The sequence below is a fragment of the Rubritalea profundi genome (assembly GCF_002954445.1).
GTDB classification, from domain to species: domain Bacteria; phylum Verrucomicrobiota; class Verrucomicrobiia; order Verrucomicrobiales; family Akkermansiaceae; genus Rubritalea; species Rubritalea profundi.
In genome coordinates this window covers 505,214-526,073 of sequence record NZ_MQWA01000001.1, presented here as the reverse complement: position 1 = coordinate 526,073, position 20,860 = coordinate 505,214, and the positions used below count along the sequence as shown (strand labels likewise).

At 45.8% G+C, this 20,860-nt stretch carries 16 protein-coding genes; 8 read left to right on the top strand and 8 right to left on the bottom strand.

From position 1 onward, the window contains the following. Positions 1–48 precede the first annotated feature (48 nt). The 8 genes from BSZ32_RS02325 to BSZ32_RS02285 all read left to right on the top strand — a co-directional run bounded on the left by BSZ32_RS02325 (position 49) and on the right by BSZ32_RS02285 (position 6,361). Positions 49–315 (top strand): hypothetical protein, encoded by a 267-nt coding sequence (locus tag BSZ32_RS02325; protein WP_105041928.1) that lies wholly within the window; start codon positions 49–51, stop codon positions 313–315. A gap of 128 nt (positions 316–443) precedes the next feature. Continuing rightward, positions 444–704, top strand: a complete 261-nt coding sequence (locus tag BSZ32_RS02320; RefSeq protein WP_105041927.1) for a hypothetical protein — start codon at positions 444–446, stop codon at positions 702–704. 137 nt (positions 705–841) lie between these two features. Next, entirely contained in the window at positions 842–1,273 is a 432-nt protein-coding gene (locus BSZ32_RS02315) for a DUF3465 domain-containing protein (protein ID WP_206018697.1), read from the top strand. Beyond that, positions 1,273–1,773, top strand: a complete 501-nt coding sequence (locus BSZ32_RS02310; RefSeq protein WP_105041926.1) for an HD domain-containing protein — start codon at positions 1,273–1,275, stop codon at positions 1,771–1,773. Before BSZ32_RS02315 ends, BSZ32_RS02310 begins: the two co-directional genes overlap by 1 nt. 179 nt (positions 1,774–1,952) lie before the next feature. Then, positions 1,953–2,372 carry a hypothetical protein gene (locus tag BSZ32_RS02305; RefSeq protein WP_129589545.1) on the top strand — a complete coding sequence of 140 codons (420 nt, stop codon included), beginning with the start codon at positions 1,953–1,955 and terminating at the stop codon, positions 2,370–2,372. Positions 2,373–2,392: 20 nt separating this feature from the next. Further along, positions 2,393–3,226 (top strand): SPFH domain-containing protein, encoded by an 834-nt coding sequence (locus BSZ32_RS02300; RefSeq protein ID WP_105041924.1) that lies wholly within the window; start codon positions 2,393–2,395, stop codon positions 3,224–3,226. A 10-nt stretch (positions 3,227–3,236) separates the two neighbouring features. Beyond that, positions 3,237–5,897, top strand: a complete 2,661-nt coding sequence (locus BSZ32_RS02290) for an SEL1-like repeat protein (RefSeq protein ID WP_165788587.1) — start codon at positions 3,237–3,239, stop codon at positions 5,895–5,897. A 161-nt stretch (positions 5,898–6,058) separates the two neighbouring features. After that, on the top strand, positions 6,059–6,361 hold the full coding sequence (locus BSZ32_RS02285; RefSeq protein WP_105041921.1) for a hypothetical protein: 303 nt from the start codon (positions 6,059–6,061) through the stop codon (positions 6,359–6,361). A 6-nt stretch (positions 6,362–6,367) separates the two neighbouring features. Here BSZ32_RS02285 and BSZ32_RS02280 read toward each other — a convergent pair whose 3' ends face one another. From BSZ32_RS02280 to BSZ32_RS02250, 8 genes are all read right to left on the bottom strand, one after another. Then, positions 6,368–6,697 (bottom strand): hypothetical protein, encoded by a 330-nt coding sequence (locus BSZ32_RS02280; RefSeq protein ID WP_105041920.1) that lies wholly within the window; start codon positions 6,695–6,697, stop codon positions 6,368–6,370. 2 nt (positions 6,698–6,699) lie between these two features. After that, a complete protein-coding gene (locus BSZ32_RS02275) occupies positions 6,700–7,050 on the bottom strand; it encodes a KTSC domain-containing protein (RefSeq protein ID WP_165788586.1) in 351 nt (116 codons plus the stop codon). Between the two features lie 77 nt (positions 7,051–7,127). Beyond that, complete coding sequence (locus tag BSZ32_RS19085; RefSeq protein WP_240610690.1) at positions 7,128–8,063, bottom strand: DUF3320 domain-containing protein; 936 nt, start codon at positions 8,061–8,063, stop codon at positions 7,128–7,130. After that, entirely contained in the window at positions 8,059–13,002 is a 4,944-nt protein-coding gene (locus BSZ32_RS02270) for a DUF4011 domain-containing protein (RefSeq protein ID WP_206018695.1), read from the bottom strand. The genes BSZ32_RS19085 and BSZ32_RS02270 overlap by 5 nt, the downstream gene beginning before the upstream one ends. Before the next feature lie 134 nt (positions 13,003–13,136). Then, complete coding sequence (locus BSZ32_RS02265) at positions 13,137–14,225, bottom strand: hypothetical protein (RefSeq protein WP_105041918.1); 1,089 nt, start codon at positions 14,223–14,225, stop codon at positions 13,137–13,139. 21 nt (positions 14,226–14,246) lie between these two features. Next, positions 14,247–15,932, bottom strand: a complete 1,686-nt coding sequence (locus BSZ32_RS02260; RefSeq protein WP_105041917.1) for a hypothetical protein — start codon at positions 15,930–15,932, stop codon at positions 14,247–14,249. Positions 15,933–15,942: 10 nt separating this feature from the next. Beyond that, positions 15,943–17,889 (bottom strand): OmpA family protein, encoded by a 1,947-nt coding sequence (locus BSZ32_RS02255; RefSeq protein WP_105041916.1) that lies wholly within the window; start codon positions 17,887–17,889, stop codon positions 15,943–15,945. After that, positions 17,886–20,843, bottom strand: a complete 2,958-nt coding sequence (locus tag BSZ32_RS02250; protein WP_105041915.1) for a tubulin-like doman-containing protein — start codon at positions 20,841–20,843, stop codon at positions 17,886–17,888. The genes BSZ32_RS02255 and BSZ32_RS02250 overlap by 4 nt, the downstream gene beginning before the upstream one ends. Between the last annotated feature and the right edge of the window lie 17 nt (positions 20,844–20,860).

Below are 20,860 nucleotides of genomic sequence, written 5' to 3'. Positions count from 1 at the left end.
GGAGTGTAACAGCTCCAATGGCAGATCTCTGATTAAGTTCCCAGCACTATGAAGAACAACACTAAAGAGAACGTTGCTGGCGCAGTAGGAGCAATTACTGGAGCTGCTGGCGGGATGGGTAGTACAACAGCAGCAATAGCATCGGCTGGTAGCATTACGGGCTTATCTGGTGCTGGAATTACAACTGGACTGGCTGCGATAGGTGGAGGAACTATGCTCGGAGGTCTAGCGGTGGCTAGTGGTGGAGTAGGCTTGTTAGCATTTGCTGGCTACTTCGGTGGACGTGCAATAGTTCGAAAATGCCGAGCAGCATAATCGGGGGGGGGATTGAAGGGGTCATAAGCTGTTTCTTGTTCGTGTCAGAGGCGTTGACTGCACGACGAATACTCGACTTTGACACGTATCCGATTCGGTGTTAGATTTTGATCTCAGCCAATACCCCTATGAAATCAAAGAAGAACCTAACCCGATTCACGTACGAAACCACAGCATTCCAAGGTTGGAGACTCTGCCTAGCTAGAGCTGGCACAACCTTTACCAAGTATTTCTCGGACAAGAAGTATGGTGGTGTTCGTAAGTCTTCAAAAGCTGCTGATGTCGCCTTGAAAGAGTTGAAGGAACTCGTGGATAGTTCGAGAAGAGTGGATGGGAAGCTAAGTAAGACTACTCTGGCGAAGGCTAAAAAGATCCTTGATGCAGCTTAAAGTCTACATTTTCGGTGGAGGTAGCCAGCTACTGAGGCAGTGGTGTTCCATGATTTCTCCGATAATGACAATTTCAAACACAACTCAAAACCTAAGTGTTGATAGTCTGTGAGACGTGCGCTTTACGCTTCTAACCAGTGAAAAAATTATTAAACATCTTCATCGTCGTAGCAGTACTCGCTTTTGTATACGTAAAATCTAGTGGTGGAATATCTGGTCTACCCAATGGCTCCACCAGTAGTGAACAAGTCACAGATGCTTATAATGATCATCGAAGTGGTGTTCAAATGTCTGGTGAAGGGGTCGTATCTAAAATTCTAGCAGACGACACCAAGGGTAGTAGGCACCAGAGGTTTATCTTGAGGCTTGATAACGGGCACACACTACTGATGGCGCATAACATTGATTTAGCTCCTAGGATTAACCACCTCAAAGTTGGAGATGAGATTTCGTTCAACGGGGTGTATGAGTGGAATAACAAAGGTGGTGTCATTCACTGGACGCATGATGACCCTAATGGGCGGCATCAAGCAGGCTGGCTCAAGAAAAACGGGAGTGTTTACCAGTGATGTTCATACACGACAAAGTTGATGACCAACTAGTGCAGGATGTCCTTTCTAGGAAGCACCAGATTGAATATAGTGTTCACGGCTTGCAGCATTGGCAGCGAGTAGAGCGTAATGGATTATTTTTATCCGAGAGGGAAGGTGGGGATGATCTGGTTGTTAGCTTATTCGCTCTGTTTCATGACTCCCAACGTCTGAATGACTTCGAGGATCCAGAACATGGATCTAGAGGAGCAACACTAGCAACCGAGTTCTACGACCAAGGTAGACTGTGTATTTCTGAAGCCCAACTTCAGACTCTCACGGAAGCTTGCCGAGATCACACCGAATCAATATATAGTGATAATGCGACGATCCGTTGTTGTTGGGATGGCGATAGACTGGATCTAACACGAATCAGCGTCATTCCCGACTCTGAGATGCTCAACACGGCGACAGCAAAGGAAATAGCTGACACTATGGACTACAGTATCCTAGATCGCTATAGGAGCTATTCTCGATGAAAGTACGAATGAGTCACAGGAGCTTAAAAGACTAGGAGTGTTTGCACGCTACATTTTAGTAGCGCAAGTATTGTTGTTGATCTAGCAGATTATTATTGCGTTGAGGTCTGTTCTGTAAGAAAAGACTCTAGTTTTTTACCTCTCCCATGTTTTCCGATAGTATTTACGAATTTTTGATAATGGCTGGGATCATACTGATCCTTGTGGATGTTTTCATACGGAATGATGTTTCCAGTCTTATAGCTCATGTCATATTTGCTTATGCTCTGGTCTTATTTGTTGACCTACCTTTGCTCTACAGCATTGCGCTTGGTATCTCGGCTTGGGTGCTGATGGTTTTTTGTCACTACACATTCTTCCGAAAGGGGATACAAATATTTTGTAATAAATATATATCTAAAACGGTGATCGATGAGATGCCGTTAGATCGGTTGATCGGCTATTCCACAAAGGTCGAAACCGTAGACGGAGTTCAAATGATTCGGCTAGAGGGGGATCTGGCACCGTTTAAAGACTCTTCAGAATTTGATGAAGGAACAATCGTGAGAGTTGTTAGCTTTGCTGATGGTGTCGCAGTTGTTTCTGAAGTAAAAAACTAATAAAAATAAAATATATAATTATGGGCTTAATTTACACAGTTCCTCAAAACCATGTCGTTGTTATAGAACGTCTTGGTAAGTATGCTAGACTTCAACGTTCTGGTCTCAGTTTTCGCATTCCTATCTTAGAGCAAATCAAAGAGGTTGGGGCAACATGGGGATCCCAAGCTAATAAGCGTGGATATTTTGTAGAGCTTTCTGAGCAAACATACGACACGCCTCCTAGGCAATGTTTAACCAAAGATAATGCGAACGTGACCACTAATGCTGTCATTTCATATAGAATTACTGATCCAGTAAAAGCTATCTATGAGGTGGATAACCTACCTGTAGCTATCGAAAATGCAGCTCTAAACGCCTTACGTGCTGTAGTTGGCAATTTAGACTTGGATGAAGCAGTTTCACGTAGACAAGAACTTAATGATCTCATTGCTTCTCAGTTGTCAGAATTGGGTAAAAAGTGGGGAGTTCACTTCTTGCGAGTAGAGGTTCAACAGTTTGATGCTGATGAACAGACATTAGCTATTATGCGCCAGCAATTGGATGCTGAAAGAGGTCGACGTGCTGCAATCGCCGAAGCCGAAGGTAAGGCTAAAGCTGCAGTTACTATTGCGACAGCAGAGGCTGAAGCAGCTCAAATCAGAGCGACTGGACAAGCTGCCGCAATTAGAATAATGGCTGCCGCTGATGCCGAATACGCTCAGAGCCTAACTCAAGCATTGGGAGCTAAAAGTGGTGCAGATGTAGTTCTAGCCCAAAAGTATATTGCTGGCTTCGAGGTGATTACTCAGAATCCTGCAGAAAAGGTCTACTTGCCAACAGACTTTAAAGGTATCATCTCTACAGGAGCATAGTTCATCCTCTATGGTCACTATAACGAATACAGAGCACCAAGCTCTTTTGTTGGATTCCCCTAAAAGGCGAATTCTTATCGGTAGTGATCCTAAAAATGACGTGATCGTTAGGGGGGGAGAACCATTTTCTGTAGAGATTAAAATAGGCAAACAGATTCGAATTGTTTCGCGTACTTCTAATCATATTGAAGTAAACGGGGTTACAGGAATAGTACACGACTGCGCCACGCTACCTGCTCTTATCGTACTCGATGGGAATAGGTTTAACTTAACGAATAACCATATCGAAGGCTATGGCACTGCTGGGCAAGAGAAGAATAATGTCAAGGAGTTGCCTAGTAGTTCTTCACGCGTTCAGCCTCCTAAGCTTGTTCTCCCCCCTAAGCTTGTTCCGCCTTCTACAGAGACTGCTAATAAAATAACTAAAGGCTCAAAAACAAAGAAGTTCTCACGGAAGTGGCTAGTCGCCGCAGTGCTTGTTTTTGGCTTTAGTTGGATAAGTTCTTTCTTAGAAAATGAAGAAGAAGCTTCGAAGTCTGAATCATCAGTGGAGACAGCAGAAACTGTAGAGGTAGCAGAGGTAGCAGAGGTAGCAGAGGTAGCAGAGGTAGCAGAGGTAGCAGAAACGAATTCAGCCTCACCCAGTGAAGGTGAAATAACGGTGAGCGAAATTGAGCTGTCTAAGCCAAGTCCTATAGCACAAAGGAAGGACATTTCAGTTGAGGCAGTATTTTCTATGGCTGAAGAGGCTGGGGATATAAAACTTTATGAGAAAGCCGCTACTCTAGGGCATTTAGAAGCGCAGCATATACTAGGTTCTTATTATCTAGGAGGTGAGGTTGAGACTCCTAATGGGCTTAAACCTATAACACGAAGTGAGGGAGCTGATTATAAACAGGCTCGCTACTGGCTTGAGAAGGCTAGTAATGGAGGCTGGGAAAAGTCATACTATCCACTGGCGATGATGTATGCTGAAGGGGATGGAGTGGAAAAAGACCTGAAGAAAGCTTTCGGGTGGTTTCTAAAATCTGCCGAGCAAGGTAATGCTGATGCTCAATACACAATAGGACTATTGTATAATGAAGGGACGGGCGTGGCAAAAAATCAGAAGAAAGCTTTAAAATGGTATCAAAAAGCTGCTGAACAAGGACATTTCTCAGCTCAAGACAATCTAGGATTGAAGTACCTCAATGGTACAGGTGTGGCAAAAGATCAGAAGAAAGCTTTCGAGTTGTTTCAAAAATTCGCAGAACAAGGAAACGCCTTAGCTCAAAATAATCTAGGATCGATGTACGACAATGGGATAGGTGTGGCAAAAGATCAGAAGAAAGCTTTCGAGTTGTTTCAAAAATCCGCAGAGCAAGGATATGCCACAGCTCAATGCAATCTAGGAATAATGTATTACTATGGGAGAGGTGTGGCAAAAGATTTCGAGAAATCAAAGCAACATCTCGAGTTGGCAAAACAGGGCGGAAGTAAGCTTGCAACACGGGTATTGACTGAATTATTAAAGGACGAGGTAAAGGTTAACCCGCAAGACTCGACTATTAACACTTCTGATGTTGTGGGTTTTATGCAGAATTTTTATCTAGCAGGGGAATCCAGCTCACAATCGATTAAGCAGAATACTGAGTTCTATGGAGCTAAGGTAGACTTTTTTGGAGAGGTGATGTCACGGGCTGAGATCCATGCTGACCAGAAAACTTATGAAGATAAATGGGGAACCCGTAAGTTTATAGTCAAACCCCAAGATGTTGTTGTTACTGAAGTGCAAAAAGGTAAACTTTTTACAGTCAGATCTCGATTTCAAATACACCTTGAGAATGATAAAGAGACTCTTCAAGGCGATCGGTCTAGTGAGCTTAAAATCACTACTGACAAAGGCGAATTAAAGATAATTGCAATTAATTCAAAACCTATTGGTAAAGACGTCAGAGTAGAAAAGGCTATAATAGCCCATGACCCAGCTAGTTCAGCCAAGTCAGTTACTCGAAGGATACTACAGAATGAGATTGCTGAGTATGAATCCGTCTACTTTGATGGGACAAATCTTCATTACACATTCAGTGCCCCATCTAAATTCGGAATTATTAAGAGTGTCATTCCCTTGAATTCATTGAGCTTAGATCACGGAGTTAATTCGCTGCATCAAGAACGTGGTTTTACAGGTGGAACATTCACAGTGACTATCCCATCATCCACCTCATTTGCGGTTAAGACGTGGCAAACCATGCAGGGTGATAGTCTAGAAGGTAAGCCAAGAAAAACCGCGTCATCGAACAAATTCTCTGTCCAAGCTACATCAAAATCTAATATTCAAAAAATCATAGAGACTTTAAAAATTCTTAAACAGCAAAGTCAAATATCTAAGGTTCCCGCAGCAGTCCCCTTAAAGCATGAACAAAGGTATCCAGTGCCGTCTGTAGCTGCTCAACGTAAGGAGTTAGAAGCTACTGGCGAGTCAGTTGGGTTGTTTTACATAAAGCATGTGAACAACCAGTCTAAATCAGTATGGAACTCAAGTTACGTTGATACCCATGTTGAAGGGGGCAAGAAAATCACGTACGAAGAAGCGTACCAAGCTAGATTGAAAGATGCTCAAATTAAATTGAAAGCTCTGAACTCTAGTGTGCAAGGTGAACCTCACTACATTCAAGTGGGGGGATACTAAAAATCAAGCACTCAAGTCCATTGGGGACAGACCTGTGGTTTGGTGAAGTTCTCTACAAACGCGAAGTTGATTCCTCAAAAATTACGAGCACATTGGCAGTTACCATTATTTCTAGGGCTCAAAATAATTGACTCGAGCGTGTCGCGCTAGAGAGTGGGCGTATGAAAGATACAATTACAGCGGCAGCGGGCTTACTTGGGGTAATCTTGTTGGCTGCGACACTTGTTCAAGGTGTCATGAGTTGGCGGTTTATGAGCGAATCTGATGAGTTTAAGCAAATGCTAAAGGATGAGCAGTACGCCTATTACGATGAACTAGGGACCGACAAGATCACAATGGCGTCTGAGCAGATACGCTTAACTAAAATTATTAAGGTTAAGAGCTATGCGCTCCATGGGGCCGTGGGCGGTGCACTTCTATTCTTCGTTTCATATGTAAACATGAAGAAAAAAGAAAATGGGTGATGGTGATCACTTTATTGTGATGTCCATTCTGTGTGTACGGAAGAAGCCAAGCTTCTTGTCCATCACGGCGTAAGCTTCATCAGAGCTTCCCTTTTTAAAGTCGCGGTATGCACCAACAGCGTGGCCCAAAGCCCTTGGTGTAATAACGAAGCGGGATGTATTTTCACTCTTAACTGCAGCGCGCACGCTTCCCCATTCTGGGCACTGAAGCTTGAGGTGGGTTTTGGTGAGTGAACACTGTATTGTGCGTACACCGCGCCCGCGGATGGCCTGCCTCATTGTGTTGACGGCTTTGGCAAATTCTATCTCATCGAGGGTAAACTTTATAACTGCCATGATTATTCGGGGGTGAAGAAATAGGTTCTATTTCCTTTGAGGTTTAGCTTGTACCATTTCCCTTTGCTGTCGGCTGCTTTCCAATCGGCCCAGAGTGAAGAGGGGAATTTCTGGTAGAGGTAGCCTTTGGATTTGTTGCTATTGAAGTAGACGATCAACCATTGACGCGGACTGCCGGGGTAGTACTCAACACGATGAATGTCTCTGCTGCTAGGTTCCATCACCTCGGCCGTGTATTCAGAACTAATCCACGCCCTAGCTGACTCATACGAACTGAGATCCTTTGCGGGTTTTGAGCAAGATGTAAGGGCGAGTAGGGTTAGGAGTGTGAGTAGGATTTTTAGGGGTTTCATTTTGTTGGGAGTACCGTTGACCATGCTCAGCATGATCGATTTATGTTATGTTTTTTTGCAATAACGAGACGCTAGTCTTATGATTGTGCAATGGCTATGGCACGTTCGATGCGATCTCTGACATTAGCGGTCAGTCTCTTGATTCCGAATGTGCGAGCTATATCTGTGGCGTCGGTATTGCGGTCTCGGTGAGCTGCTGAGATTTCCTCATAGGGGATTTCTTCGATACGTCTAGTTGACTGGCTGTTGGTTGGGCTGCGGTAGACTGAGTGGGTCGCTGGACCGTCTGGAGTTTTCCAGATGAAGCTACCTTCTACCGGGTCTTCTCTGAGGTGGAAATGCTCGTCGATGAGTTCTAATAGTTTTTCTCTAATTCGGCGGCCTGAGCGTTTGAAGTCGTGAGCACGAGCAATGCGCTGAACGAGTAACTCGTCCGAGATAGGAGCCTCTGATTCAAGAGTGTGTTCAATCATTTCAACCAGCGTGGAGGTGTACGCGTCATCGTAAAATAGGTCTGGATCAATCTTTGGCTGTAGTGATGCGAAATCCGTTGTGATGTAATTGGCCTTAGATGCCACTTCGGGTGTCGTAGCTGGCGTCTGAGGATCGTCTTGAACTACTTCAGTAGGTTCTGATGTCGTGGAGGATGGAGAGCTAGCTACCATTGCTAGAGGCTCTGAGGGGGTGACCTCATCAGCTATTTCAATGATGTTGTCCGGTGTTGATGGAACGTCGGAAATATCTGTTTGTTTTATGTCAGATTCATTGGCGGAACGGCTAGATTTGTAAAGCTCACGTAATGCTGCATCAAGCCTCTCAATTTCACCCTCCGGGTTGGTGAACCAATCTGTGGACCAAACACGAAGAAGGTTCCATCCTAGGCCTTCTAGCACAGCTGCTCTGACTTTATCGCGGTCTCGGGCAGTGGCTCCACTGTGGTAGGTGGCTCCGTCGCACTCGACACCGACGAGGAAGTCGCCAGGTCTATCTGGGTGAACGATACCAAGATCAATACGGAAGCGAGAAACTCCTACTTGAGGAACAACTTGCCAACCTTTTTTCTTGGAGGCGGTTAGACACGGCTTCTTCGAATGGTGAGTCGTAGCCGCCGACTGATCCTTTCACAGCTTCTTTCAAGGCGCGTGGGCCTCGATCAGCAAACTCAAGAAAGTGTTTGAGGTCTCGGACCGCACGTGAGCTGGTGCGGTTGAGGTCGATCATAGATGGATCGAAGGAGGTGAAGACCATCATCTCTTGCTTCGAGCGTGTGAGAGCCACGTTGAGTCGGCGCTCACCACCATCGCGGTTGAGTGGGCCAAAGCTCATCGACATTGTTTGGGAGCCTGGCTCGGTTGGGCCGTAGCCTATACCGAAGAGGATAACATCTCGTTCATCACCTTGAACGGTTTCAAGGTTCTTTACGACGACTGGCTCCGATAGACTATCAGAGAAATACGGCTCGATCTCTGGGTGCTTTTTACGAGCAGAGTCTAGAAGGTCTTCTACTAACCTTTGCTGATCAGTGTTGAGGGTGATGATAGCTAATGAGTAACCGGCATCTGTGAATGCTGAGTCGGTGAGACGTTTGACTGTCTCCGCTACCATGGCTTTGGCTTCGGCTTGGTTGGTGCGTGATTTGCCTTTGGCGTAAACTCCGTCGACCTTCACCCAGCTGACAGCACTCTCACGAGTGACAGCTGCCGGGAAGGTAATGAGATTACCTCCGTAATAACTGTGGTTAGAGAAGGCTATGAGGCTTTCGTGGCGGCTACGGTAGTGCCAGCTTAGGCTGTGACGGGGCACTCCCACTGCGAGGCATTCATCAAGGATACTTTCGAGATCACCTTCTGTATCGTTGTCAAATTCAGCACCACTGGCTCCACGTTGGAAGAAGTTGGTTGGGGGCATCTGGCGAGGGTCACCGGCAATGACTACCTGCTTTCCTCTCGCTATGGATCCCACGGCATCCCATGGACTGATCTGTGACGCTTCGTCAAAGATGACGAGGTCGAACTGTTGTTGATCTGCTGGTAGGTATTGAGCTATGGAGAGGGGACTCATAAGCATACATGGGGCGAGGTTAGAGAAGGCTTCGCCCATTTCACTGGCAAGCTGCCTCAGAGGCTTGTGCATGCGCTTTTTCTGAATCTCGTGTTTAAGGATACCGTACCCGTCTTTTTTACCGACTTCCGATTTCTTAGGAAGGCGTCCGCAGAGTACTGTGCGAGTGTACTCTACTGCGAGTTTGGAAACTTGTTCATCGATACGTCTGAACTCTTCGATGCTCTCCATGTGCTCAGCTGTGACGAAGTCTCGAAGAACGGGTTCGTTATCAATCGCATTTGCGGCGAACCACTTGCTGTAGGCTGTGAGGAAGACTAATTCGAGATCATCCTTCGGTATGCTGCCATTTTCGATGCCCTCTACGAGAGGTGTGAGGTTCTGATGGATTGCGCTGACTCTAACACGACGCCATCCGCACCATGCCCTTAGCGTGGCCTGTTTGGAGGTGACTTTCTTGGACGCAGCTTCTAGCTGATCGAGGGAATAGCCTTGGAGGTTTTCAGATGCACAGAGTTCTGAGAACTGTGACACTGTGGCATCAAGTTCTGAGAGGGCGTGTTGCAGTGCAGAGTTGGCGATAAAGATCTGGCCATCCGGGCTGAGTAGCTCGTTGCCGTCGGTGACTAAACGCTTTACTGAGGTCTTGAGAGAGATGAGTTCATCTGGGGTCGAGATGAGCTGAGGGAGTTGTTGCTGAATGTCGGCAGCAAGCTGAGTGGTTGCTGATAGAACGGTGAGGTCACTAGTCAATGCTGCGTATCCTGGGATGCCTATCAAGCTTGAGGATAGCTGATCCATCTTGGACAGCAGCTCACCTAGATTGCGTAGGACAGGGGAATCTTGTTCTACATTCGGCAGAGCACTGGTGTTAGCCTTCACGCCGAGTTCCTTGCTAATATTCTTTTGCGCTAGTGTTGCGAGGAACCAAAACTTCTGGCCTGCTTCGCTCCATTTTGCGTCGAGTTCATTAGTGTCGATATGACGGGCTGCCTCAGCAGCGTAGCGGACTGAGAGATTCTTTTCCGCTGCATGGTATTCCTCTAGTAGCTGGGTGAATTTCTTCACGGCTTCTAGCTTCTCAGTGAGTCCTGGAGAGAAGGCAAAGCTTAGATCTTTGCCGTGGGCTTTGAGGATGGAAATCAGAAAGTTTGCGAGCAGCTGAGTTGCTTGTGTCGTGTCAGTCAGAATACTAAATTGGCAACATTCCTTCAGCTTGTCAGTAGCAGTACGAAGGTTAGCAATTTTACCGGGCAGTAACTGAGCGGTGCTAATAATAGAGTCCTGCCACCCGTTAGACCATTCTGTCTTTTCGATGATGGAGAAGTCTTTAGGTGATTCTAAGAATGCTGAGTAGTTGAGGGAAAGTCGTCGTGCTGTTTCACCTAGAGCTTCAAATTCTTCGACTGAGTGTTGCGTGCCATTGCTCCATTTCAGGCGAGGGGTAGAGGAGTCGTGGTGACGTACAACTTGGCCTATGGCACGATAGACTGTGAGGCCGTTAGAGTGCGGGAAATGAAGTCTCTCGCAGACTGTATTGAGGCGATCTCTTAGGTGCTTAAGTTGAGATGTCTTTTTAGCCCAGTTACTTGCACTTAAGTCTCCGCGCGTATTCCATGCTCGGTCAAGCTGCTGTAAAATGTCTGTTTTGGATGTTTTATGCGAATGCACTTCTAGGCAAAACTCTGAGAGCCCCTGTTCAGCAAGGCGTCGGTGCACGACGTCCAGCGCAGCCATTTTCTCTGCGACAAACAATACACGTTTACCTATAGAAAGGTTGTGAACGATCATGTTCGCAATGGTCTGGGATTTTCCTGTGCCTGGAGGTCCATCGAGCACGAAGTTACAACCGTTGGCTGATGCTACGACAGCTGCGAGTTGAGATGAATCGGCTGGTAGTGGAGCAAAGAGTTCTGATGGAGGAATAGTTTTATCCAGAGTTGTTGGATCTGGGTACGAAGCTCCTGAGGCATTAAATTTCTCTTCACCTCGTTCCATGAGGTGTCGAACGACGGCATTTGATGTGAGCTGCTCACGGCGATCCGTAAGGTCTTTCCACATGAGGTATTTTGCAAAAGAGAAGGTGCCTAAAGCTGTATCGGTAGTGACCTCAAATCCTGGGATGTCCTTCACTTGAACCCGCATGTGATTCCATATGCCGGTGACATCGATACCGCTGTCGTCTTCCGGTAAACTACCGTCTAGTCCAGGAATATCTAGGTCGAAATCTTGCTTGAGTAGTTCAAGTAAGGTGAGGTTAAACCGTGGTTCATCCTCATGCACGGTCATGGTGACTCCCGACAATGCGCTCTTCCTCTTTAGTTTGACGGGAAGAAGGATTAGCGGTGCTCGGTATACTCGCGTGTCCTCAGCTGATTTTTTCCAATTGAGGAAGCCTAAAGCTAGGAAGAGGGTGTTAGCTCCACCTTCGTTGATGTCAGTCCGAGCCTTACGGTAGAGATCGATCAATTCGGCTTCGAGCTTCTTAGCAGGAAGTGAAGACATGACCTCATTCGAGCTAAGGGCATCTGTTGCGTACTGGGTTTTAAGATCTGCGTTGTTTTGTTGTGCATATAAAGCTGAATCTCGTCCGCCTGAATCGAAATCTGGGAAGGAGGCTATGCGAATAGTTTTACCGGCAGCAAGCAGATCTTCTAGTGTGCCCGGGTCTGGGCATGTTAGGGGAACGTGTTTAGTTCGTTCTGGGAGGTGGAGTAGTTTGTTGCGGGCTGTGAGGTCGAGTAGCTTTCTCTGCCACTGGGCTACCCTGTCATTAGCATTTTCTGGATCTTGTGTGATTTCGACATCAAATCCAGGAAGTGCAGGGGCTTCTTCAAGGCTGTCAATTACCTCAGGTCCAGTAGTGGACGTCTCGGTTGATGTCGTAGTATTCGTTACTCCGAGAGGCTTGATCTTACGCATGCGGGCACGCTGAATATCAATAGCCATGAGGAACTCTTCATCGCTGAGTTTTTTGATGGCTGACTCCACAGCAGTGCTGAATGGGGGAGCTGGAGACTCCGTGATGAGAGTTGTTTCGAAGACTAGAATCTCATTGAGCTCAACACGTTTGCGAACAGCTGAGGCCTCTTCCGTGATGAGCTGGCTAAACTGTTGTGGCTGTAGCCAGACTCCCACAAAGGCGTGGCCCTCGCTCAGGATGATGAGAGGGTTCAAGCGAGCCTGTTCCAATGCTGACGCGAAGAGCATACTGGAATCTAAGCATGTGGCTAGGCGGCCTTCGAGTATGGCTCCTGGAGTTCGAACCTTTTGGCCTGATAATTCAAAGCTGGCAGGGGGGAGAGCGTAGTCTAGATTTAAGCCAGCTACTGCGGACCATATTGCGGAAGTAAGCTCCCATGTGCGAGAGCGAGACCGGTTTTCATAACCGTTGATAGAAGCTTCTTTACCAGCCCTCCTCAGGACGTCAGCAGTAGCTTTAAGAACTTTATCTACAGCTGGGTCGTTAGGCATACAGAATGCCGGGAGCAATTCAGGCATAGAGCCTGTACCGCCCCAGTGTGACTTGGCTAAAAGTTCGATAGGGTGAGACTCATCTAGTAATGTAATCGGTGTCGCCTCAGCGTTTTCAGAGCTTGTGATGCTGACTGAAATTTCACCATTAAGACTTTCGGTTAACCCCATGAGTGTGGCCGCATCGAGCTTTACATTACGATCGGTAATCTTGGTTGTGGCCCCAGCATCAATCTGGTCGACCTTCCAAATTTTGGGCTCCAAGAATGACGGGTTTGAATCTAATCGGACGACTAAATTTGAGAGAGGAGCGTCACCTAGGTTTTCTATTCTGAACTCCTGAATAACAGCGACTGAGTTCTGGTGGGAAGCAAAGCCGATTTTCGTAGCTAAGCTGATATGTGATTTAAGGGACATGAGAGAAGTAGTGTGCTGTTAGCTGGTGGAGCTGAAGCTCTGGGGAGGTTTGCTTAGCCACTTGAGTGGTGAGACCAAGATGGCTGACGATGATTTTTGGATTTATGCCAGTACTTGGCGTCTCTAATTAAAAACTACTGCGTCTTAAGCTGTGTGAATCTAATTTCGATACGACGGGCATCTTGGTTGGGTGACAACCAGTTTGATTTAACTTGGCCGTCTGTGGCTGCTTTGGAGCCAATTGGAGGGGCTGTTTGAGCTGCTGAGTAGCAGCGAATATCAATTCCGTCGTAGAGATCAGATTTCCCTTCTTTACGTAACCAGTCTTTCCACGCTTTACGGATGGCTAGTGCCCGCATCAACCCAAGGTCACAGTTTGATCCTGCTATCATGGTTGAGAAATTGTTACTTCCCGCAAAGTGGGATGCGATGGATTCATCCAAGTTGCTCTTACTCGAAACAGGCGAACCATCGGTGTGACCAACAATTTCTAGAGTATCTACTGTGGTGTATTTTTCTAAGATTGCTCCTACTTTGGGGAAAAGTTTTCCTTCAAGATTTTGCACAAAGCGAGGCTGCAGAGTTGCTTTGCCAGATGAGAAAACAATGGCTGGTGGCGCATCCGGGTCATCAGCATTCTGTGAGCTGCCAGTTAGATTAATGATTGGCGGCTTATCGTTGAGCTGTCGGCGTAAGTCGTTATTCTCGGTTAGGAGTATTCCATAATCATGTTCCAATTGATCAATAATTTTCTGGGCGCTTTCAAGTTTTTTGAGCTGAGCTTTCAATGACTGATTCTCGTTTAGGAGTACGAGGTTCTTGTTCTCTAAAATCAAATTTTCAGATTTTAAGGTAGCGACCTCTTTCCTTAGTTTGGTTAATTCATCAGCTAAGGTATTGGACGAGAGTATTTCGATTTCTTTAATGGCTTCCTGACAGGTCTCTTCGAGCTTACTGATGACTAGCTTAGGTTTGGCGTTCTCGGAAATGGGGGGAAGTTCAAGAGTGGTACGCAGCTCTCCAACAGGTTGACGAATTTTTGACATGTTGATTCCCACAGCGTTGTTTATCGCCTCCTGGTCGCTTAAGTCATTAGTAGGCAGTAAGGCCACAATAATTGCCGCAATGGCAGCGATGGAGATAATGAATAAGGTCATGAAGAGGTCAGCAGCACTTGGCCAGTAGCTGATGCTCTCACTCTCGTCGTATGGATCCGGTAACATTGCAGGAAAGGTGTTTAAGCTTTAATTATTTCGATTAAAAAAGCCGCTCTTTTTCTTATGCTTACTAAGGACGCCCTCTACTTCCTTAAGTGATTTTTCTAGCTTCTCAGACGTAGCGTCTAATTTACCAATGTTAGTAAGATCACTGCTAATTTTCCTGGATGATGACTCAAGGTCTTGAGACGTTTGAGATAGCTTTGTAACTGTCTCCTCGATAATGGAGCTATTGTTGTCAATTTGAGCGCTATTTGTGCTCAAGGTTCCAGTCGCCTCAATAACGGAATCCATGACTTTAGTAAGATTTGATGTGGTTCCGAGCAGTGTGGCTTGACCCAACTTAATCGATTCTAGTGTGGATTCAGAAGTCGCGGATATTTCTTGCTGAGCAACTGATATGAGCTCCTTGGTCGAAGATGAAATATTCTTTTTAAGGATAGAAGTGTCAGACTCCACCGAAACTATTGACTTAGCTATCGAGTTTGCCGAGGTACTTAGTTGGTTAGCGAGAGGGGTGATGGTTTTTGAGATTTCTTGGGTAGCTTTGTCGGCTGATTTGACAAAACGTTCTTCTCTTTTTTCTAGAAGTCCGTCAAAATTTGAAGCTATTTTATCGCCCACATCTACGCATACTTCAGACAGTTGATCAGGGACTTTAGAGATCGACTCTTTGGTTAGCCCTAGCATTGAAACTAATTCTTTATGGGCCTTCTCTCGGTCGACTTCAATATTTTCTAATGCTTCAGAAGCATTGGATACCACACTCTGAGCCTCATCATAGGTAAAGCCAAGATTATCAAGTGAGCGGATGAGTAATGAACCTTCACCCAGGTTATTGTTAAGAGAAACCGATAAAGAATTGGAGTTCTCAGATAAAGCTCTGGCGGCATTGGTACAGGCAGTTGTTGCCGCATTCAATTCTGAGACGGTAGGGGTAATCTTATCAGACCAACCCTGTATAGCATCAACAGCGAAGGCAAAGTTTTTATCACGGTTTTGAATTTGCTCAGTTACCTCATAAAGTTTTTTCGTGATGTTCTCAAATTGCTGATTCAAGGGCGCTACACGAAACCGCGGTAAGATGATGGTGTCTGTCAGCTCATCTAAATCAACAACAAGGTGGTGTAGTTTCGAGACATACATGCCTCTGAAGATGACGACAAGAATGGTTCCACCCAGAGCTACCATGCTAGGAAGGAATGCATCAGCAAGACTATGCATGAGTTCATTTGCTTCAGTGGCATTTGCTGATGCACTAGAAACTTTTCCGTCAGCGTGAATGGCGATCTGAAACTCCTGTAGCACGCCTTTCACGCAATAGAGGGTCGAGACGATTCCGAAGACTAAAAGAGTAGCTGCAATACCAGACGCGAGTCGAGCTGAGTGGCGTTTGCGCTCCCTCCGAGCAATATTAGCATGGAACTCTGCCGCATTGGCCGGGCGACCAAGAAACCAAGATAGCCAAGCAGTACGAATAATAGATCTTACGTGGGATGCTTTCTCAATATTCTGGCTTGAAATCCAGGCGTCCAGGCTTTGCTGGTTGTCGACCTTAGCTTCTTCCCAAGGTGCGGCTGAAATTAACTGAACTCTTGCTCTAGCGAGGTTCTTCTTTTCCTTAGCGATGGAGGCCATCGCTTTAAACGAGGCGATGATTCCTGCAAACGCTACTAGACCGCAAAGAGCAGAAAGGTATACTGGGTAATTCATGATTTTTCTTTTACGGTTTTACTACCCATACTTCAGCTCTTCGGTTCTTAGCTTTTCCAGCCTCTGTATCATTAGATGCTACAGGTAGTGAGGAACCAAGTCCTGACGAGTGAGAATCCACACCAGATGTGCGTAGCTCTGACGCTACAGAGTAAGAACGCTTCTTAGATAATGGAACATTGACATTAGGGCCTCCCGAACTGTCGGTGAAGCCAAGGATGACCACCTTATGGTCAGCGTAGTTAGAGGCCACATATCTAGGTAGTCTTTCTAGGTCAGCTAAGGCTTTGATATCGAGTTTAGCATCGCCTGTGTTAAAGCGTAGGTTAGTGGATAGGCGCGCAGCAGACTGGATACTGTCCACTCCTAATGCTTCGCCGAGGGCAGCTAAAATTTCTGGAGCTACCTTCGTTTTCATTGGCTTGAGGCGAAGGTCAACATAGCCGGAACGATCGACAATAATTTGCCCTTTTTCCGAGGTGATGAATTTGACAAAGTCCAAGGCTTTCGAGCTAGCTGAGGTTGGTGTGTGTGCTATGATACGCCATGTGAATGCGTAGTCCTCTGTGGCAATGGTGAATGGACTAGGCTTGAGCGCGGCAGCAACTGGCGATGCTTTTACTTTGAGACGCTTAGACCGCACGTTAGCTTCCCTGTGGTAAACTCCGAGGGCGACATTGTTGCGACTGTTAAGGGTAAGTTCTTCTGAAGTTCCTTGTGCTTCAGAAGTGTTGCTTAAGCCGAAGCTCGCCGCTTTACTGAGAATGAATGTGTCCCCCTTCGGGCAAATCAATTTCTGAAGTGAGTCCCGTTGCAAGCTGTACAGGTCCTTAGAACTATCCGGGTGGACGAGTAGAGTAAGTGCGTCCAATGCAATCACTTCTGCATTAGATCGAGATAGTGGCTTCTGGTTGCTTTCAGCGCTAAAGGTGAGGTCTGCTTGCGCTGGAGACACACTGATCAGTATGTTGTTCTCACCAGCCTTTAAATATATCGAGCCATCAATCTTGCTAATCACAGCAGACGATCCACTCCATGATTCTAAGAGTGGCCGCACCAGGGTCTGGCTGAGTTCTTGGGGAGCATTGATTCGGAATGTCGCATTGGCTGCAGTGAACGGCAGTCGCTGCGGCTGTGTGACGATAGTTGTAGGAGCAGGTTGGTAGGCGTCTAACGCACTCTTCGTCACAGTTAGCTGTTTCTTGATGGAAGTAAGTGCGTCCTTGAATGCAGCATTAGGGGCTTGTTGCTTTTTCGGGCGAATAATGCCACGGACTGTGCGCATTTCAGAGGATATGCTGTCGAGTAGAGTGTCGAACTCTTCACTGTGATCCCCGCATGCTTGATTGGCTTGCTCAGCCGACAAGTTCACTTCCTCTTCTAGAGTCCGTAGCTCTGTCAGTAGGCGTTTACCTTCTGCTACATTGGAGCCAGTATTTGCACCAACGGCAATTGTAGTTTGAGATGCCTTGTCAATTTTAGCTATGAGCCCAGGATGGAGTGTCTTTAATTGAGCCACCTCTACGTCACTATTATTTGAGATAGCGTGGTTTGCTCTATTTGAGTAATCCTTCGTCGTCGCCTCCAGCTTACTCAAGGTGCCAGCACTGAGAGAGGGCGTAGGCTTACTACTCTTTTGAGCTTTCAGAGCAGACGCGGAGGAACTGATGCTACTGAGCGAGGCCTCATGCTTTTGGATGATGCCGGGGCAACTGTCCGTACCGCTCATAATAACTAGACTCAGAATGAGTAGGGCGGCTGCAGCTAAGATACCATAGAAGAGCCCGGGTTTACCGTTGCTAAGGCCTTCGACGAGTCCTACTTCCTTTTGGAAGCTCTCACACCGGGCGTTCTTCGATGGGCACGTCCACGATGGGTCTCTCTTTACGATTTCTTTAGTGACGCAGAGAGTACACTTCCCCTCAGGGTCACCGCATTTGAAGTATTTGGGGATCATTTAGAGAAAAAGGAGTTAAGGTAAGTGCGTTGTTCAACCCAATCTCTGTAGACTGAACTGGCTACACGATGTTCACTTTTCAGTGAGAGATCGTGTTCTGCGATCATCTGTTCTAGTTTTAGCTTCTGATCGGCAGGTAATTCTCTGACAGTGGATTCGACAGTGTCGGTCACAAGAGTGATGGCTCTCATATCTGGGGTTTGTTTCAATTGCTCCATATTAGAGGCTATTTGGACCGGACTCTCATTCCCGTCTTTATCTGCCAAAATGATGAATATGCCATCATCAAGTTCGTCTTGTATGAGTTCTTGTCCATCAGGGCTTGTTAGGTTTTGACCAAGCCATAATGCTGACTTAAGCATCATAACTCTTACCTTAGGTGCGGGGAGTAAGATGCTAGGTCTCGAACCACGTTCGGCAGATGGGTCCATGTTCGGAAAGTAGGTTTTTTCACCTGTTAAGTCATCAAGTGAGTCTTCAATTGCACGCACTTTGAGTTCTTGAACGACGTTAGCAAATCTTGCTGCCATCCATGTTACAGTCACATAAACTCGAATCTGAGTTTCGTCATCATGCTCGTACACTGATACGGTGTAACCACTCGACAGGTCTATAAGGGACTCGAAGGTGTCTTTAAATTGCTTATTGAAGGCGTGGTTCTTAGGAAGGCCGATGATGTAACTTTTTCGTGGCATCTCATCTATACCGCTTGAGTTTAAGACAACTTTTGGAGATAGTTGGCCATCATCGACTTCGATAAGGACGGCGCAATGACTAATGAAATCTTGAATTTCACTTTCTAAGCTTTCTGGGTCGTTATGATACTTATCCTGTAAAAGGGACATAATATCATGAGACATGGTGCCTTTATTTGCATTGAGAACATTTAAATTGTTCAACTTTCCGTATACTACCTTTTCAGAAAGTTGTTTAAAATGACCGTCTTTGTTATCTGAAATTATCGCAGCTATCCGGTCTAGGCTATCAGATGCTTCTAGTGTCGAATTGATGACCTCGTCTTTAAAAGTAGTAGCCAGAGACTTAGCTATCTCCGCATCCTTGGTTACTTGAGTTCGGATGTCAGCTAGTTGGGCTAGGGTGACTTCGCTCTTGTTTGTGTTATCCTCAGATTCTTGGCCCTCAAGTCCGCTTTCGATTTTGTCTTTGCGCTTGGTAGTTTTTTGAAGCTCCTGTGTAATACATGTTGAGAGCTCTGCGTACCTAGAAGCCAGTCTATTGATGGCTATGACCACTTCATCTCCAAAGAGATCGTTCTCAGCCTTTGTGTCATTGGTTAGAATGGCTAGACGCTGATTGATAATGTCATTCTTATGCGCGGCTAACATTTTTTTTGGCTTAGTGCTGAGCCGTGACAGTGGAGTAAGCTTCATCCATTCACCTTTTCGAGCATTAATTTGTGCATCTAGATCTAAATCACTGTGAGAGCTAACATCCGCTTGGGAATTTCTCATGGAGATAGAATTAGTGGCTGCTTCTAAGGTTTTAGTAATGGTATATATACCTATCCCTTTCTTCCAACTCTCTTTGATGGATTGTTGAATCTTTCGTTCAAGTTCAGCGACTCTTTTAGAGCGAGCTATCTCACTCGAGGAATCATCGAGGATCTCATGGAAATTTTGTTTTTGGGAATCGATCCGTCTGGTGAGGTTTTTCTCGAAGTGCTCTAAAGTTCTATGGTCTGCATTTTCTTTACTCCAAAAGTATTTAGAAATTTCTTCACCGATAGTGTTAAGGTGGTCAGATAATTTGGAGTTGATACGCTTGGGATCAATTTCAGTGTTGAAAATCTTAATGAAGTTAGCTTCCAACACTTCGTCCGAACTCGCGTCTATATCGGAATGGTAACCCTTACGTTTACTCCAGTTGTGAGACAAGAGGTTATGGTAAATTGATTCCAGAGCATCACATTCAAGGAGTTCACTGATTTTTTCTGTGGGTATCTCCCAGCGTTGCATACCGAAGCTAGAGTACCGGTAGCTTCTTAATGGCGCAATTCTGGGTTCAGCGGGAATCAACTTAAGTAAATCTTCACCTGTAAGAAAACGCTGGTCATTGGGGTCTAGGCTTCCATTACAGTATGCGTAGATTCTTTCAAAGGCTCCTTCAGCAATGATTTGACGCTGCTTCTCAAGGCTAACATCTTTGTTGTGTTCAGATACTTGGGAGCTGAGTGTGATTAGGTTGATGGGTGTTTTCCCCACAAATTCCTTACCGTCTATAGTGTTTAATATAGTTGGATTGATTCTCTCGCACATCAGAGCATTTAAATCGTGGAGAGCCGCGTTTTGGTTCAAGTGAAAGTACTCAACTTTTTGTTGGCTGTCTTTGCTTGTGACAAAGAGGTATAGAAAAATAGGGAATCCGTCCTCGATATCCGAATTTTCATATTTATTTCGAAGCATGGTTACCAAATCTACAATGCCGCCACTACCTGTACCCCCAGCGAGTGACGCGAAAATATGAAATGCGCAGCTGTTACTGTTACTGAGCATGGAGTCTACCTTATTGGTGACACCTTTCATTATTTTAGCCGAATTTTGGGCGAATAAGATTCGTCCAAAGCGGCGCTGTTGATTGGCACCCTGCCCAGTTTCTTTACCCTGGCTAATTTTCCGAATGTAGGATAGGTCTCCAATCCAAGGGGCTATGTCTCTTCTTTGTGCTAAGTTATCAATATCGAAACTCTGACTTGAACTCTTGAGCGGTACTAGATCTGCGGTTTTAAGACTCAAGTCTTTGCCGAAATAATTCCAGAGCTTTTTAGAATTTAGTTCACTCCTGCTGGAGTCTATGTACAGAAAGTCGTGAGCTACTGGATTCTTGAGGTTTTGAAGATGGAGGACATCCTTTTTCCGTGTCTCAATTACTTTTTTGAGTTCAGCAAGAGTGCTGCCACCTTGGCCACCAAGACCGATAAATAAGTGATTTTTCATGTTAGGGATAAAGTGAT